The 15383-nt window shown below is 62.5% G+C and carries 14 protein-coding genes and 1 tRNA gene; 11 read left to right on the top strand and 4 right to left on the bottom strand.

Features of this window, described 5'->3' with window-relative positions; genetic code table 11:
- The first annotated feature begins 1 nt into the window (after position 1).
- Positions 2-166, top strand: a complete 165-nt coding sequence (locus VF672_RS20740) for an ATP-binding protein (protein ID WP_331106404.1) — start codon at positions 2-4, stop codon at positions 164-166.
- A gap of 28 nt (positions 167-194) precedes the next feature.
- Here the strand turns inward: VF672_RS20740 and VF672_RS20735 are convergent, their stop codons facing one another.
- The gene (locus tag VF672_RS20735) at positions 195-839 is read right to left on the bottom strand and encodes a phosphohydrolase (protein ID WP_331106400.1); all 645 of its coding nucleotides are present in this window, start codon (positions 837-839) and stop codon (positions 195-197) included.
- 225 nt (positions 840-1064) lie between these two features.
- Between VF672_RS20735 and VF672_RS20730 the strand changes: the two genes are divergently transcribed.
- From VF672_RS20730 to VF672_RS20695, 8 genes are all read left to right on the top strand, one after another.
- Positions 1065-1487, top strand: coding sequence for an AraC family transcriptional regulator (locus VF672_RS20730; RefSeq protein ID WP_331106399.1), 423 nt, complete (start codon positions 1065-1067; stop codon positions 1485-1487).
- A 130-nt stretch (positions 1488-1617) separates the two neighbouring features.
- Positions 1618-2538 carry a LysR family transcriptional regulator gene (locus VF672_RS20725; RefSeq protein ID WP_331106398.1) on the top strand — a complete coding sequence of 307 codons (921 nt, stop codon included), beginning with the start codon at positions 1618-1620 and terminating at the stop codon, positions 2536-2538.
- Positions 2539-3584: 1046 nt separating this feature from the next.
- Positions 3585-4001 carry a DoxX family protein gene (locus tag VF672_RS20720; protein ID WP_331106403.1) on the top strand — a complete coding sequence of 139 codons (417 nt, stop codon included), beginning with the start codon at positions 3585-3587 and terminating at the stop codon, positions 3999-4001.
- On the top strand, positions 3994-4623 hold the full coding sequence (locus VF672_RS20715) for an antibiotic biosynthesis monooxygenase (RefSeq protein ID WP_331106397.1): 630 nt from the start codon (positions 3994-3996) through the stop codon (positions 4621-4623). Before VF672_RS20720 ends, VF672_RS20715 begins: the two co-directional genes overlap by 8 nt.
- A 145-nt stretch (positions 4624-4768) precedes the next feature.
- Positions 4769-6607, top strand: coding sequence for an amidohydrolase (locus VF672_RS20710; RefSeq protein WP_331106402.1), 1839 nt, complete (start codon positions 4769-4771; stop codon positions 6605-6607).
- Positions 6608-6731: 124 nt separating this feature from the next.
- Positions 6732-7355, top strand: a complete 624-nt coding sequence (ycaC, locus tag VF672_RS20705) for an isochorismate family cysteine hydrolase YcaC (RefSeq protein WP_331106396.1) — start codon at positions 6732-6734, stop codon at positions 7353-7355.
- 155 nt (positions 7356-7510) lie between these two features.
- Positions 7511-7918, top strand: a complete 408-nt coding sequence (locus VF672_RS20700) for an SRPBCC family protein (RefSeq protein ID WP_331106395.1) — start codon at positions 7511-7513, stop codon at positions 7916-7918.
- Positions 7919-8339: 421 nt separating this feature from the next.
- Entirely contained in the window at positions 8340-9026 is a 687-nt protein-coding gene (locus tag VF672_RS20695; protein ID WP_331106394.1) for a RibD family protein, read from the top strand.
- A gap of 112 nt (positions 9027-9138) precedes the next feature.
- On the opposite strand, the gene VF672_RS20690 is transcribed toward VF672_RS20695, so the two are convergent.
- The 3 genes from VF672_RS20690 to VF672_RS20680 form a co-directional block, all read right to left on the bottom strand.
- Positions 9139-9214: transfer RNA gene (locus VF672_RS20690), tRNA-Asn, on the bottom strand.
- A gap of 65 nt (positions 9215-9279) precedes the next feature.
- Positions 9280-11334: a TonB-dependent siderophore receptor gene (locus tag VF672_RS20685; protein ID WP_331106401.1), complete on the bottom strand. Its 2055-nt coding sequence runs from the start codon at positions 11332-11334 to the stop codon at positions 9280-9282.
- A 221-nt stretch (positions 11335-11555) separates the two neighbouring features.
- On the bottom strand, positions 11556-12599 hold the full coding sequence (locus tag VF672_RS20680; RefSeq protein ID WP_331106393.1) for an SDR family oxidoreductase: 1044 nt from the start codon (positions 12597-12599) through the stop codon (positions 11556-11558).
- Between the two features lie 1616 nt (positions 12600-14215).
- On the opposite strand from VF672_RS20680, the gene VF672_RS20675 reads away from it, so the two are divergent.
- Both VF672_RS20675 and VF672_RS20670 read left to right on the top strand, forming a co-directional pair.
- Positions 14216-14620 (top strand): antitoxin Xre-like helix-turn-helix domain-containing protein, encoded by a 405-nt coding sequence (locus VF672_RS20675; protein WP_331106392.1) that lies wholly within the window; start codon positions 14216-14218, stop codon positions 14618-14620.
- Positions 14614-15306, top strand: coding sequence for an RES family NAD+ phosphorylase (locus VF672_RS20670; RefSeq protein ID WP_331106391.1), 693 nt, complete (start codon positions 14614-14616; stop codon positions 15304-15306). Before VF672_RS20675 ends, VF672_RS20670 begins: the two co-directional genes overlap by 7 nt.
- Positions 15307-15383: the final 77 nt, after the last annotated feature.

Raw genomic sequence — 15383 nt, 5'->3', positions numbered from 1 at the left:
CATGCATCAGCTGTTCGATGCCTTTTTCAGCACCAAGGACAAAGGCATGGGCATGGGGCTGGCGATCTGTCAGTCCATCATCAGCGCCCACGGCGGCCACCTCTACGCGATGCCCGCGCGCTATGGCGGTGCGACGTTCGTGTTCACCTTGCCCATCGTCGAGTAACGCCGACGGCGCTCAGCGTCGTGTGCGGTCAATAAGGCCAAGTCGAGGCAAGCAGTCGCGCGCAGAACCCCTCGGCGTTTACCTGATGAGCATGAAACGACAGCACGTCGGCGTTGACCGTGCCCAGGGTGGTCTGCGGCCGGTGCACCTGACCCAGCGCCATGACGTGCAGAAACTTGAATTTGAAACCGGGCTCGCGCGGGTACGTCGCCAGCACCCGCGCCTGTGCGGCGGGGCTGAAGCACTGGCAATGCGCGCCGGTCAGGTCGGTGTCGACGGCCGCGCAGAGCAGGGCGGTCAAGGGCGGTTTGTGCGGCGCGATGCCGGGCGTAGTGTGCAGCGCAATGGCGTCCCAGACCTGGGCGATGTGTTCCCAAGAGCGGCCGTGCCCACGCAGAAACTGCGCGGCGGCGTCGGCGCTGTCGACTTCGAAGCGTTGCTGGGAGCGTGCGTACAGGCGGGTGATGCCAATGCGCAAAAACAGGGCTGCGGTGAACAGCAGATCGGGGTCGTAGGGCAGGGCCCGGCTCTGACCCAGCAGGCTGGCGAAAACGAATGTGCGCCGCGCCGCGTTCAGCAGCAGATCACACTGATGGTCGCGCATCAGATCGGTCGCCGCGCGGGCCATCGCCCCGTCGGGAATCGCAATTCCTGCCACATACCGAGTGGTCACGTGCCGTCCCTCGCAGTGATCCGAACCATTGGAGCGGGCACGGTAGCGCGCTGGCCAATGGCCGTCCTTGCTGGCGTCTTAAATGTTCTGAATCGTGCCGCGGTGCACCGGCACGATGCATGTCGTCGTACGACTTTTCAGAACGTTTAATACCGGGAGAAGGACTTTAAGCACCGCGCTGAGCAGACTTCACTGACCGCCGACTGTGAAGCTGGAGCGCCTGGTATGACTGCATTCACCCCCTCGCTGATACACGAATCCATGTTCGAAAGGGTCGCGCTGTCGCCGTGGCAGGAGCGCCGGGCCAAGGACTTGATGTCCAGCCAGATGGACAAGGGCCTGTCCATCGCCCGCATTGCCGCGGAATGCTCGCTGTCGCGCAGTCATTTTTCCCGCGCATTCAAGAAGAACACCGGCCTTTCGCCCCGCGACTGTTTTTTGCAAATGCGTCTGGACAAGGCCAAGGCCTTGCTCAGTGACTCGGTGCTGAGCATTTCGCAGATCAGCCTGGATTGCGGCTTTGCCGACCAGTCCCATTTCACCCGCGTGTTTACCCGCGTGGTGGGGCTGACCCCGTTCAGCTGGCGTCGAACCATGAGCCGCATGCCGACCAAGGGCTGTGTGGCGCAGAGCGTGCATGCCTGTTGAGCACGGCTCCCCCTGCCTGGCGAGTGGACCGGGACCGCACCGATGTTCAAGACGCCGCCTTGGCGCCTGTGTATACCTGCGCCGGTCTGGCATAGTCAGGCTCCCTAAAACACCACTCCGGAATGGCTGAATGAACCGCAACGACCTGCGCCGCGTCGACATGAACCTGCTGGTGATCTTCGAATCCTTGATGTTCGAACGCAACCTGACGCGGGTGGCGGAGAAGCTGTTCATGGGCCAGCCGGCGATCAGTGCTGCCCTGGCGCGGCTGCGCGACCTGTTCGACGACCCTTTACTGCTGCGCAACGGCCGCGCCATGGAGCCGACGGCCCGGGCGCTGGCGATTCTTAAAGAGCTGCAGCCGGCACTGGATACCATCTCCGGTGCGGTGAGCCGGGCCAAGGAATTCGACCCGGCGACCAGCTGCGACATCTTCCGCATCGGCCTGTCGGACGACGCCGAGTTCGGCCTGTTCCCGCCCTTGCTCAACCGCCTGCGCGAAGAGGCGCCTGGGATCATTGTGGTGGTGCGCCGGGCCAACTTCCTGCTGATGCCGGCGCTGCTGGCGTCCGGGGAAATTTCGGTGGGCATCAGCTACACCACCGAACTGCCGGCCAACGCCAAGCGCAAGAAGCTGCGCGACATCGGCGTGAAGGTGTTGCGCGGCGACGCCCGCCCGGAGCCGCTGACGCTGGATGAGTTTTGCCAGCGGCCGCATACGATGGTGTCGTTTTCCGGCGATCTGAGCGGCAACATCGACATCGACCTGGCGAAAGTCGGGCGGGCGAGAAGGGTGGTGGTGGCGGTGCCGCAGTTCAGCGGGCTGCGCGCGTTGCTGGCCGGTACCGAGCTGATTGCGACCGTTCCCGATTACGCGGCCTGTGCCCTGATCGAGGGCTGCGCCTTGCGTGCGGAAGACCCGCCATTTCCGATCGAGCCTGCCGAATTGTCGATGGTCTGGGCGGGCGTGCATGATAACGATCCGGCCGAACGCTGGTTGCGGTCGCGGATTACTGAATTTATGTCTCAGCATACGCGGCCTTTGCCGTGATGCTGGGTTTAGCCAGGTCAAGATCAAGATCAAGATCAAGGGCGTCTGCCTGGGGGCAGACTGTTTCGCCTTCGGCGAGTTACTTGATAAAGCCCCAAGTAACCAAGGGCTTGTGCTCCTGGTTGGGCCCGACTTCGTCGGGTTCCTTCACTCCGGTCCCGCTCCGTGGGCCCGCGCCGAACGGACATCCATGTCCTGACGGCGCTCTCGCCGCATCCATGCGGCTCGACCCACTGCGCGAGACCTGCGTTCAGCCTGCACCCAAGTCGCGATGTGTGGTGTTTGAGTTTTCCGCGTCTGAAGATCAACATCAAGGGCTTCCCGGCTGAAGCCGGTCCCACAGTCGAGGTCAATCCCTTTACCGAATTTGATCGTTCCCACGCTCCGCGTGGTAACGCCACCTCGGACGCTCCGCGTCTTGCACAAAACGCGGATCAAGCCAGGGGCGTGACGCGGAGCGTCACAGGATGCATGCCCACGCGGAGCGTGGGTACGATCAGTAAACCGGTGCTCAGCTGTACGCGCTGTGTCAGTGGGACCGGCTTCAGCCGGGAAGCTTCTGATCTGCTTCTGATCTGCTTCTGATCTGCTTCTAATCCGTTTCTGATGTGCTTTTGATCTTCACACGCAAAAGGCCCAAACACCACAAATCGCGACTTGGGTGCAGGCTGAACGCAGGTCTCGCTCCGTGGGCCGAGCGGCATGGATGCCGCGAGAGCCGCCCCCCGCCATGGATGGCGGATGGCGGCGGGCCGACGGAGCGGGACCGGAGTGAAGGAACCCTGACGAAGGAAGGGCCCAACCGAGAGCAAGCACCCTTGGTTACTTGGGGTGCTTTTCCAAGTAACTCGCCGAAGGCGAAACAGTCTGCCGCCAGGCAGACGCTCTTGACCGTGACCGTGATCGTGATCGTGATCCAGACCTTAGTCGTGCCCCTCAAAAGCACGTCTGTTCAATACCCACCCCCTTCACCCCGCCACACTGCATGCATCGGCCACCTCTCCGCCATCCCGGACAGCGCGGTCTATGCACATCAAGGGTGGGTGATGAACTTCTCGACATTCAACGAGCGCACACAGGACTGGGGCCTTCTGTTCCTCAGGTCCGCTGGCGCACTGTTCCTGCTGTTTGTACACGGCCTGCCCAAACTGCTCGACTTCAAGGCCCAACTGGCCCTGATCGAAGACCCGTTCCACCTCGGCGCCACCCTGACCCTGAGCATGGCGATCTTCGCCGAAGTCCTCTGTCCCCTGTTGATTCTGACCGGCGTACTGGCGCGTTTGGCGTGCCTGCCTATTCTCTTCCTGCTGTTCGTAGCACTTGTCATCGTGCACAGCGAATGGAGCGTGGAGCAGGGCCAGTTCGGCTGGTTGCTGATGATTATTTTTACCAGCGTGCTGATCGCCGGACCCGGTCGTCTGGCGCTCAACCGTGGTCTGCCTGGAGCGCTCCGTTATGCCTGATTCCGCCACGATTGCCGACGTCACTGCGACGGCCAAGCTGTCCACCGACGAGATCGTTACCCTGGTGGTCAAACACCGCATAAAAGCCGGTCTTGAGGCGCAATACGAGGCCTGGCTACGGCGCATCGTTGCCATGGCCGCCAGTTACCCGGGGCATTTGGGCGTGGATGTCATCCGCAGCAAAGCCGACGGGCTGCACCTGTTCACCTGCGTGCTGCGCTTTTGTTCGACCGACGCCATGCACAGCTGGCTGGACTCTTCCCACCGTCGCGAACTGGTGGCCGAAGCAGCGCCCCTGCTGGCCGACGGCGATTCCACCGAAATCAACCCGCACAACGAATTCTGGTTCGTCCCCGCCGCTGAAAACCCGCCGCCACGCTGGAAGCAGGCCTGCGTGACGTTTCTGGTGATCTGCCCGCTGACCCTGCTCGTGCCGCTGGTCTGGGGACCGATATTCCGGCTCTATCCGCTGCTGGCCAACTACATCATCAGCACCGCGCTGGTCACCGTGACCATCGTTCTGCTGGTCGTGTACGTGCTGATGCCCCGCGCGACGCGGCTGTTTGCCCCTTGGCTGAACGCACGGCCGTCGCCGGTGGCAGGGGCCGATCATGAAGGATGACGACGCCGGTCAACCGTCTTCCAGCGATCGTCGCCGCTTCGTCGCCAAAGGCTCGTTGCTCGGGGCGGCCGCCGCACTGTTTTCTTCAATGCCTGCCACCGGCCTTGCCGTCGGGGCGTCCACATCTTCTGCCAACGGAGGCGCGATGAACGTCGATCTGATTCTCTTCAACGGTAATTTCCACACGGTTGACCAGGAAAAACCCAAGGCCAGCGCGGTGGCCATCAGCGGCGGAAAATTTGTTGCCGTGGGCACGGATGCCGAAATCATGGCCCAGCGCGGCCCGGCCACACAGGTCATCGACATGCACAAGCGCACGGTGATCCCGGGCCTTAACGACTCGCACCTGCACCTGATTCGTGGCGGTCTGAACTACAACCTCGAACTGCGCTGGGAAGGCGTGCCGTCCCTGGCCGACGCGCTGCGCATGCTCAAAGCCCAGGCCGATCGCACGCCGACGCCGCAATGGGTGCGCGTGGTCGGTGGCTGGAACGAATTCCAGTTCGCCGAAAAGCGCATGCCGACCCTGGAAGAGCTCAACCAGGCCGCGCCCGACACCCCGGTGTTCGTTCTGCACCTGTACGACCGTGCGCTGCTTAACCGTGCCGCGCTGCGCGTGGCCGGTTACACCCGCGACACGCCGAACCCGCCGGGCGGCGAGATCGTGCGTGACAGCAATGGTGACCCGACCGGCATGCTGGTGGCCAAGCCCAACGCGATGATTCTCTACTCGACGCTGGCCAAGGGGCCAAAGCTGCCGCTGGAATACCAGATCAACTCGACGCGCCAGTTCATGCACGAGCTCAACCGCCTGGGCCTCACCAGCGCCATCGATGCCGGCGGCGGCTACCAGAATTACCCGGACGATTACGCGGTCATCACGCAACTGGCCGAGGCCAGGCAGCTGACCGTGCGCATCGCCTACAACCTGTTCACCCAGAAGCCCAAGGAAGAGCTGGAAGACTTCAAGCACTGGACCAACACGGTGACCCTGCACCAGGGCGATGACTTCCTGCGCCACAACGGCGCCGGGGAGATGCTGACCTTTTCGGCGGCCGACTTCGAAGACTTCCTCGAGCCCCGTCCCGATTTGCCGGCGGGCATGGAGCAGGACCTCGAACCTGTGGTGCGCCACCTGGTCGAGCACCGCTGGCCGTTCCGCCTGCACGCCACTTATGACGAATCGATCTCGCGCATGCTCGACGTGTTTGAGAAGGTCAATCGCGACATCCCGTTCAACGGCATCCCGTGGTTCTTCGATCATTGCGAAACCATCACGCCGAAGAACATCGAGCGGGTCAAGGCACTGGGCGGCGGCATCGCGATCCAGGACCGCATGGCCTTCCAGGGCGAATACTTCGTCGAGCGCTACGGCGCCAAGGCCGGCGAGCACACGCCGCCGATCAAACGCATGCTGGCCGAAGGCGTGCCGGTGGGCGCCGGTACCGACGCCACCCGCGTGTCCAGTTACAACCCGTGGACCTCGCTGTACTGGATGGTCAGCGGTCGCACCGTGGGCGGCCTTGAGCTTTACCCGGAAGGCTTGTCCCGGGAAACCGCGCTGGAACTGTTCACCCGCGGCAGCGCCTGGTTCTCATCCGAGCAGGGCAAGAAAGGCCAGATCAAGGTCGGCCAGCTGGCGGACGTGGTCGCCTTGTCTCAGGACTTCTTCAGCGTGCCGGAAGAGTCGATCAAGTGGATCGAGTCGGTGCTGACCATCGTCGACGGCAAGGTGGTTTACGGCGCCGGCGAGTTCGACGATCTGGCGCCGCCGCGAGTGCCGGTGCTGCCGGACTGGTCGCCGGTCTCCAAGGTCCCGGGCCACTGGCGCCAGGGCGCGCCGATGGCCGCAGCGGTGCATCAGTGCAGCGGCCCGTGCGGCGTGCATGCGCACAGCCACGACAAAGCGCGCCAGTCGAAAGTGCCGGTCAGCGATTTCCAGGGTTTCTGGGGCGCGTTTGGCTGCTCGTGCTTCGCCTTTTAAACACTTTTTGCACCGCGTTGTTGCACAGAGCATGAAAGGCCTCGTCGGCACCGACCGGCGGGGCTTTCCGCCAGCGTGATGCGCTGGCCCCGTACTCATCCGTCACCCACTCAAGGAGTCACTCATGACCGTTCCCTACAAGCGTTTGAACAAAGATGATGCCGTCGTTCTGCTGGTCGATCACCAAACGGGCCTGATCTCGCTGGTGCAGGATTTTTCGCCGAACGAGTTCAAGAACAACGTGCTGGCACTGGCTGACTGCGCCAAGTTCTTTAATCTGCCGACCATCCTTACCACCAGCTTCGAAACCGGCCCTAACGGTCCGCTGGTGCCCGAGCTCAAAGCCCTGTTCCCGGACGCGCCGTACATTGCCCGTCCTGGGCAGATCAACGCCTGGGACAACGAAGATTTCGTCAAAGCGATCAAGGCCACCGGCCGCAAGCAGATCATCATTGCCGGCGTCGTGACAGACGTCTGCGTGGCGTTCCCGACCCTGTGCGCGCTGGAAGAAGGCTTCGACGTGTTCGTGGTCACCGATGCGTCGGGCACCTTCAACGACGTGGTTCAGAAGGCCGCGTGGGCGCGCATGACCGCAGCCGGTGCGCAACTGATGAACTGGTTCTCGGTGGCGTGCGAGCTGCAAGGCGACTGGCGCAACGACATGGAAGGCTTGGCGAACCTGCTGTCCCAGCGCATCCCGAACTACCGCAACCTGATGAACAGCTACTCGGCTTTCGCCGCGAAGTAATCCTCGCTGCGCCGCATTTTTGCGGCGCACACCCTCCCGAAGCAGCGGTAACCGTGACAAGATTGCTCGCGGTTACCGCTTATTAGAGAGGGCGCGGCCCCGCCACGCCATCCAGCGCTGGCTGATCGGCCGCTGCCCCACTTCTGGAGAACATCATGGCTCAAGCATCTGCATCCATTCGCATCCCGGTGTCGGCCGACAAGGTCTGGGCGCTGACTGGCGGCTTCCTGTCGCTCAACGACTGGCTGCCCTTCATCAAGCAAAGCGAGTCCCAGGAAGGCGGGCGCGTGCGTCACCTGACCACGGACGACGGCGCTGAAATCACCGAGCGCCTGCAGACCTACGACAATGCGGCGCGCACCTACAGCTACTCCATCGATAAGGGCCCGTTTCCGATCAAGGACTACCTGGCGACGCTGACAATCAAAGAGGACGGCGCCGACGGCGCGTTAGTGGAATGGTCAGGCATCTTTACGCCCGACGGTGTTTCCGACGCGGAAGTCGAGACGCTGTTCAAAGGCATTTACGACGGTGGGCTGGAGGCGCTGAAAGGCAATTTCTGAGTCACGACAAGCGTGGGACCCCCAGGCCGTTGCGGCCTGGGATCTCGGTGCCGGGATGAAACCATCGATGCGTTGAAGGACGGCGCAGCGTGGCGTCAGATGTGTTCGGACACGCTTGCGGCATTGATCAGGTCGTACAGGGCAAACGCGCGGTTGACCAGGAAAACGGTCACGGCGGTGAGGGCAACGGCATTGATGATGTGCAGGGTCATGATGGCGGGTCCGTATCGGGTCTGGGATGACGCGATGTTACGCGAGCGCCCGCGAAGCTGAAGACAATAGGCTTCATGGTGGACATCACCGGCAATGATGGGCAGCGCTCGTGCAGGGCAGCGCGGCTCCGGTGCAAACCGAATGACGGGCTGAACTATTGCCGCGCGATCCGGGTCGGCTCTACACACCTTTCAACTCGGAGCCTGCCATGCAGCCTTATGTCATTTGCCACATGATGTCTTCCCTCGACGGTCACGCCCTGACTGACGGTTGGGATCGCGCGTTCAAGAAAGACGCCGGTGACTTGTACGAGAAGCTCGCCCAGACCTTTGAGTTCGACGCGTGGATTTGCGGACGGGTGACCATGCAGGAAATCGCCCACGACGAGGGCTATCCGAAGGGCCTGGCCACATCCCCCATTGATCGCAGTCACTACTTCGCCGATCGCAATGCCAGCGCGTATGCCGTGTCGATCGACCCTCAAGGCAAGGTGGGCTGGAAAAACAGTCAGGCGCTGGATTCGCACATCGTCGAGGTGTTGACCGAAGGCGTGTCCGATGACTATCTGGCCTATTTGCGCTCGATTCAGGTGTCCTACATTTTTGCCGGCAAGACCGAAATCGACCTGCAGCAGGTGGTGCAGATCCTTTCCAGCGAACTGGGCTGCAAGCGGCTGATCGTTGAAGGGGGCCCGCATGTCAGTGGCTCTTTCGTCAACGCCGGGCTGGTCGATGAGATCAGCGTGCTGATCTTGCCGCTGATCGACGGGCGAGGGGAGCACCCGGCATCGTTCGAGGTGGCCACCGAGGCCTGGGAACAACCGGCTCACTTGAAATTGACGTCGGCAGAGGTTCAGGACGGCGGCGCGGTCTGGTTGCGCTATACCAAGGCGTGACGCTGGCGCGGAGCGGGGTTGATGCAGCCTCGCTTCATGCAGGTCGCTCATGGGAGAAAAAATCCGGAAACGAAAAAGGCCAGCTAAGCGCTGGCCTTTTCATTACTTCGTCTGGCTCCACGACCTGGACTCGAACCAGGGACCCAGTGATTAACAGTCACTTGCTCTACCAACTGAGCTATCGCGGAATGCGCGCTATCTTACTGATTGGAAAAGGGAAGTCAAGCGAGCGTGTTAAAAAAGTTCTCGTTTATCAATACCGCCATGTCAACGAGGCGGTCAGGTTGCGGGGCGCGCCATAGTTGCTGGCCGTGCCGCTGTACAGCGACGTCAGGTATTTGCGGTCGGTGACGTTGTTGAAGTTCAGCGCCGTGCTCCAGTTGCTGTCGATGTCGTAGCTGGTCATCAGGTCGACCAGCGCGTAGGCGTTCTGGCGGATGACGCTGTAGGTGTCGTTCTGAATCCCGCTCTGCCAACTGACCCGGGTGCCGATTCTGGCCTGGGGCAGGCCTGGCAGACGGTAGCTGGCCATCCCACGCAGGGCGTGGGTCGGCACGTAACGGCGGGCTTTGTCGCCGTCCTCGTTTTCAATGTGGACGTAGGTGTAGCCCGCCAGCAGGTCGAGGCCGGGCAGGGCTTCACCGGACGCTTCCAGTTCGATGCCGTGGCTCTTGTAGTCTTCGGTGAAGTAGCGGAATTGCGAGCCCACCTCAATGTAGTCAGCCGACTGGACGTTGCTCTGCCGGGTTTTGAACACGGCGGCGGTCAGGTTCAGGCGATCGTCCATCACGCTGCCTTTCACGCCGGCTTCCAGGCTCTTGCCTTCCAGCGGCGCCAGCACTTTTCCGTCGACGCCAACGGTGCCGTACTGCGGATTGAAGATCTCCGTCCAACTGGTGTAGACGCTCCACTGCGGGGTCAGGTCGTACACCAGACCGGTGTACGGCGTGACCTTGCCGTGCTCGCGCTGGGCGTGATCGCTGCCATAACTCTCGCCCGTGCCGTCGGCGCTGAGCATGCGCGCACCGGCGATCCAGTGCAGATCGTCCGCCAGGCTGAAGCGCGCGCCGGCGAACAGGCTTTTCTGCCGGTCCTCGAAATTCTGGGTGTTGGTGTCGCTGGTGTAGGCAAACTGCGGTGACGGAAGGGTGCCTGCGAGAATCCCTGAGAAAGACGTGTTGAAATAGCCGGTTTCAGCCGCGTCGTATTCGCGGGCCTTTTGGTGGGTGCGGCCGTAGGCGGCGCCGAAGGTCAGTTCATGCTCGCGGCCGAACAGGCTGAACGGCCCGGAGACCTTGGCTTCGCCCAGCAACTGGTGCGCCTTGCTGGAGGTGTGTGCGGCGAAGACCGAGGCGTCGTCATCGGTGACACTGGAGACGTAGAGCATATTGGTGTCTTGGTCTTCGGTGATCCCGGTGCCGGTGAGCGTGGCGTTCCAGCCGTTTCCGAAGTCATGCTTCCATTCTGCAAACGCGCGCTGGGTGTGCATGTTCCAGTAGGTCCACGGCTGGCCGACGTTGGAAGAGCGGCTGCTGTAGTGGATCGGATTATTGTTGATGTCAACCAGCGGCAAGTTGCCCCAGGTGCTGCCGTTGGAGTCGCTGTTGTGTTGGGTGAAGCCCACCGTCAGGGTGTCGGCGTCGGACAGGTCGAAGGCCAGCAGGCCGGCGGCAACGTTCTTTTCATGGCTGTAGCGGTCCATCCACGAGTTGCCCTTGTCATGGGCGTAGATGAAGCGCCCGCGCACGTTGCCGGTATCGGTCAACGGCCCCGACACGTCCACGTCAATGCGCCGGTTATCCCACGAGCCCACGCTGGTGTCGATCTGCGCCTGGAAGTCCCGTGTCGGTCGTTTGCGGACGAAGTTGACCGTGGCCGACGGATTGCCGGTGCCGCTCATCAACCCGTTGGCACCGTGGAGCACGTCGATCTGCTCGAACTCCGCCATGTCCAGATCACCGATCAGGATCGTCTGCGCGAAGGGCATGCCCATGCCGTCGTACTCGAAACTGCCGATGTCGAACCCGCGCGAGGTGAATTCCGTGCGATCACTCTCACTTTGCTCGACGGTCACCGACGGCGCCGAGCGCAGGGCGTCCTTGACCCCGTTCATCTTGAAGTCGTTCATCTGCGCGCGGGTGATGGTGGTGATCGCCTGCGGCGTCTGCTTGTTGGTGAGGCCCAGCTTGGTGGTGCTCGAAGACGGCGCGCCCTGGTAACCCACACTTTGCCCGTCGTCCTGCGTGGCCGTGTCCTGAATTTGCATGGCGGGCAGGGTCACATCGTCGGCTGCCTGTGCGGCAGGCATGGCGGTGACGGCACCGGCCAGGAGGAGGGTAAAGGGAAGGCGAGGGGGCACGATCGGGATTCCTGGAAAACGCGAGAAGGACGCGATTCTGAATCAAGATGCGAATCATTACCAGATATGACTAAGCGTATTTCACATTTTTTTCACGCGCCAGGTCTGGCCGGGATTGGCGTGTAAGCCCCGCCGGAGACGTCTTCGCGCCGGCAGGGCAGCTTTTCGGCTTAGGGAATGAGCTTGCGGCGCCTCATGTCTTCCAGGTGCGCCAGCAGCACTTCGTCCGAGCGCAGCGTCATCCCGCTGAAGCCGGCCTGACGGGCCTTGGTGACGTCGAAGATGGCGTCTTTCTCGACGTGAAAGATGAAGTCCCCGAAGGACCCCAGCGCGATCCTGTCCGGGTCGGTTTCCGCCAGCCCTTCGCGCTGGGCAAGACGTTCCCAGACCGGGCGCAGCGCGCCGAGGCGTTGGGAAAGGGAAATGGGTTGCGGTTCGCCCACCTCAAGACCGAACCACTCGGCCAGCTTCGGCCAGACGTGGCTCCAGCGAAACACGTCGCCATTGGTCAGGTTGAAAGCGCCGTCCATGTCATTAACGGCGGCCCAGACGGCGGCTTGGCCGATTAATTCGGCGGACGTCACGTTCGCCAGGACGTTGCGATAGGCGACGTCGGAGCCGGGAAACTGCATCGCCGTGCCGGTTTCGCGGCACAGCGCGCCGTACAGGCCGATCAGGTTGCCGAGGTTCATCGCCGAGCCGATGGAGTGGCCAATCACGATGTCGGGTCGCAGTGCCGTCCATTTGATGCCGTCGGCCGCGAGGCTTTTGACGAAGTCTTCGTGGCGGAAGTAAAGGTTGGGCGGGAAGTGGCGGCTGTCGTCTTCACGTGCCGGGGTTTTATAAACGCCCAGCTGCGCGCCGTAAATCTTGCCGCCTTGCACGATGGTAATGCGTTCCAGCGGCGCGCCGGCGTCGCGCAGGGCCGCGACCAGGTTCTCCAGCATGGCGGCATTTTCATCCGCTTCGACGCCCGGCTCGCTGTTGGGTTTGAGGGCGCTGTAGAACAGATGGGTCACGGGCGTCAGACTGGCTTTCGACGCGGCGAGTGTGTCGGGTTTGAGCAGGTCGGCAACCAGGTGCGGAAACTGGCTGGGGGCCGTGCTTGATCGGCCGATGGTGGACACGTGCCAGCCGGCCTCGGCGAAACTGTTCACCACGGCGTTGCCGATCACCCCGCTGGCGCCGGCGACGAGTAAATGCTGTTCAGGCATGACAGGGTTCTCCGTTACGGTCATAAAGCGCCGGTGGTACACAGCGCAGTTAAAAGGCAGACCGTCGCGGTTGTGCTCCGTGCAATCTTTTGTGCTGTGTCAGGACCACCGTCATCCAGCCCGTTGCTCCGTCGGGCTGGCTGCGGAACACACTGGGAACGGCTCTGCATTCGGTGGAGCGCCCTGCGAAGTCCATTGTGGGACCGGCTTTAGCCGGGAAGGCGTCAGGCGTATCGCTGCAAAATCCAGGGTGCGCATGCAGGCCTCTTCCCGGCTGAAGCCGGTCCCACTGGTGGATCGCGGGCATCCAGTGGGATTGGTCGTGGGGCTGACCACGGAAACGCGTGCGTTCGGTCGGGCTGGCTGGCTGCGGAACTCACACTGGGACCGGCGCTGCATTCGGTGGAGCGCCCTGCGAAATCCATTGTGGGACCGGCTTTAGCCGGGAAGGCGTCAGGCGTATCGCTGCAAAATCCAGGGTGCACATGCGGGCCTCTTCCCGGCTGAAGCCGGTCCCACTCCTGGATCGCGTGCATCCAGTGGGATTGGCTGTGGGGCTTACCATGGAAACGCGTGCGTTCGGTCCGGCTGGCTGCGGAACCCTGTGGGACCGGCTTTAGCCGGGAAGGCGTCAGGTGTATCGCTGCAAAATCCAGGGTGCACATGCGGGCCTCTTCCCGGCTGAAGCCGGTCCCACTGGTGGATCGCGTGAATCCAGTGGAATCGGCTGGGGCTGACCACGGAAACGCGTGCGTGCGTGCGTGCGTTAGGTCGGGCTGGCTGCGCAATCCCTGTGGGACCGGCTTTAGCCGGGAAGGCGTCAGTTGTATCGCTGCAAAATCGAAGGTGCACATGCAGGCCTCTTGCCGGCTGAAGCCGGTCCCACTGGTGGATCGCGTACATCCGGTGGGATTGGCTGTGGGGCTGACCACGAAAACGCGTGCGTTCGGTCGGGCTGGCTGCGGAACCCTGTGGGACCGGCTTTAGCCGGGAAGGGGCCAGGTGTATCGCTGCAAAATCCAGGGCGCACACGCAGGCCTCTTCCCGGCTGAAGCGGGTCCCACTGGTGGATCGCGTACGTCCGGTGGGATTGGCTGTGGGCTGACCACGGAAACGCGTGCGTTCGGTCGGGCTGGCTGCGGAACCCTGTGGGACCGGCTTTAGCCGGGAAGGGGCCAGGTGTATCGCTGCAAAATCGAGGGTGCACATGCGGGCCTCTTCCCGGCTGAAGCCGGTCCCACTCCTGGATCGCGTGCATCCAGTGGGATTGGTCGTGGGGCTGACCACGGAAACGCGTGCGTTCGGTCGGGCTGGCTGCGGAACTCACACTGGGACCGGCTCTGCATTCGGTGCAGCGCCCTGCGAAATCCATTGTGGGACCGGCTTTAGCCGGGAAGGGGTCGGGCGTATCGCTGCAAAATCGAAGGTGCGCATGCGGCCTCTTCCCGGCTGAAGCCGGTCCCACTGGTGGATCGCAGGCATCCAATAAAGGCGACTGCGGTCTCGCGGCCGGCCAAGACAATCAACGCCACTGCAACTTGACATTGCGTCTATAGATGCAAATGAATTAGAGTTGCGCCCATAGATTCAATTCCGACATCATCCGAGGTATGTCCATGACCATCGCCCTCCCAGCGCGGCAACTTTCCAAGTCCGAATGCGTGGTCGGATTGCGGGCGGCGTTGAGGGTGCTGGACAAGTGGAAGGCCACCAGCGAGCAGGCTTGTCAGGTCTTGCGTATTTCCCGAAGCACCTACACCCGCGCCCGCCAGGACGACGCACAGTGGTCGGTCACCCTCGACCAGGACCAGATGCAACGGGTCAGCTTCGTGCTGAACATCCACGCCGCGCTCAGAACGGTGTTCGACAACCCCGACAATGCCTACGGTTTCCCGTCGATGGAGAACCACAACGAATTCTTCAACGGCAGAAAGCCACTGGACGTCATGGCCCAGGGCGACATGATCTCTTTGTATGAAACCTTCCGCCGCATCGACACCCTCCGGGGCGCCCAATGGTGACGCCGGACGAGCTCCCTGCGCTCGCCGGTGAGACGCAACAGGCCTACCGTCTGGTCAATTCCAAGTTCCCGCCGATCGAGCTGTTCAACGACGTCGCCGACGCCGCCGAGTTCGAGACGCTGTACCGGATCCAGGCGCTGACCAATCCGCGGTTGCAGAACGAAGTCGGCCGGATCGAGCTGATTCCTCTGGCCGAAATCCCGTTCCGCATCCCGGGGTGTTCCTATGCCGTCGCGCCGTTCACCCATGTCAATCCGGCGGGTTCGCGTTTCAGCAGCGGGGAGTTTGGTGTCTTGTACCTGGCCGACACCGTCGACACGGCTATCGCTGAAGTGCGCCATCATCAGCAGTTGTACTGGTCGCGGGTCGCGGCGCTGAAGTACGAGCGCTTCGTCTTCCGCAGCCTGAGCTGCAGCTTCAGCGAAGCCGGCAGCGTCGACGCCACCTCAATTCCGCTCTCGGACCCCATTTACGCAGCCGACGACTACACCCAGTCCCACGTATTGGGCAAGGCGGCCAGGCAGGCGGGGATTGCCGGGCTGCGCTACCACTCGGTGCGCTCGCCGGGCAATCATTGCTGGGCACTGCTGACCCCGCGCCACGTGACGTCCATCGTGCAGAGCGCTCACTACGAAATGATCTGGAGCGGCGAGGTCATCGGCATCAATCAGATCTCCAACGCTTAGACGTTCTCAAGGGCGGCGCCGGTCGAAACATCGAACTCATGTGCCCCTTCGCCGGTCATTCCAGCAGTGGAAACCGA

Origin of the sequence: Pseudomonas sp., assembly GCF_036387035.1 — a bacterium.
Classification (GTDB): Bacteria; Pseudomonadota; Gammaproteobacteria; order Pseudomonadales; family Pseudomonadaceae; genus Aquipseudomonas.
This window is presented reverse-complemented; position numbering and strand designations above follow the sequence as displayed.

Bases quoted from the DNA above. Each gene is read 5' to 3' on its own strand.
- VF672_RS20685 (WP_331106401.1), bottom strand. From the start codon at position 11,334: ATGCCTGCCGCACAGGCAGCCGACGATGTGACCCTGCCCGCCATGCAA.
- VF672_RS20680 (WP_331106393.1), bottom strand. From the start codon at position 12,599: ATGCCTGAACAGCATTTACTCGTCGCCGGCGCCAGCGGGGTGATCGGC.
- VF672_RS20675 (WP_331106392.1), top strand. From the start codon at position 14,216: ATGACCATCGCCCTCCCAGCGCGGCAACTTTCCAAGTCCGAATGCGTG.
- VF672_RS20700 (WP_331106395.1), top strand. From the start codon at position 7,511: ATGGCTCAAGCATCTGCATCCATTCGCATCCCGGTGTCGGCCGACAAG.
- VF672_RS20720 (WP_331106403.1), top strand. From the start codon at position 3,585: ATGAACTTCTCGACATTCAACGAGCGCACACAGGACTGGGGCCTTCTG.
- VF672_RS20695 (WP_331106394.1), top strand. From the start codon at position 8,340: ATGCAGCCTTATGTCATTTGCCACATGATGTCTTCCCTCGACGGTCAC.
- VF672_RS20715 (WP_331106397.1), top strand. From the start codon at position 3,994: ATGCCTGATTCCGCCACGATTGCCGACGTCACTGCGACGGCCAAGCTG.
- VF672_RS20730 (WP_331106399.1), top strand. From the start codon at position 1,065: ATGACTGCATTCACCCCCTCGCTGATACACGAATCCATGTTCGAAAGG.
- VF672_RS20725 (WP_331106398.1), top strand. From the start codon at position 1,618: ATGAACCGCAACGACCTGCGCCGCGTCGACATGAACCTGCTGGTGATC.
- ycaC (WP_331106396.1), top strand. From the start codon at position 6,732: ATGACCGTTCCCTACAAGCGTTTGAACAAAGATGATGCCGTCGTTCTG.
- VF672_RS20740 (WP_331106404.1), top strand. From the start codon at position 2: ATGCATCAGCTGTTCGATGCCTTTTTCAGCACCAAGGACAAAGGCATG.
- VF672_RS20670 (WP_331106391.1), top strand. From the start codon at position 14,614: ATGGTGACGCCGGACGAGCTCCCTGCGCTCGCCGGTGAGACGCAACAG.
- VF672_RS20710 (WP_331106402.1), top strand. From the start codon at position 4,769: ATGAACGTCGATCTGATTCTCTTCAACGGTAATTTCCACACGGTTGAC.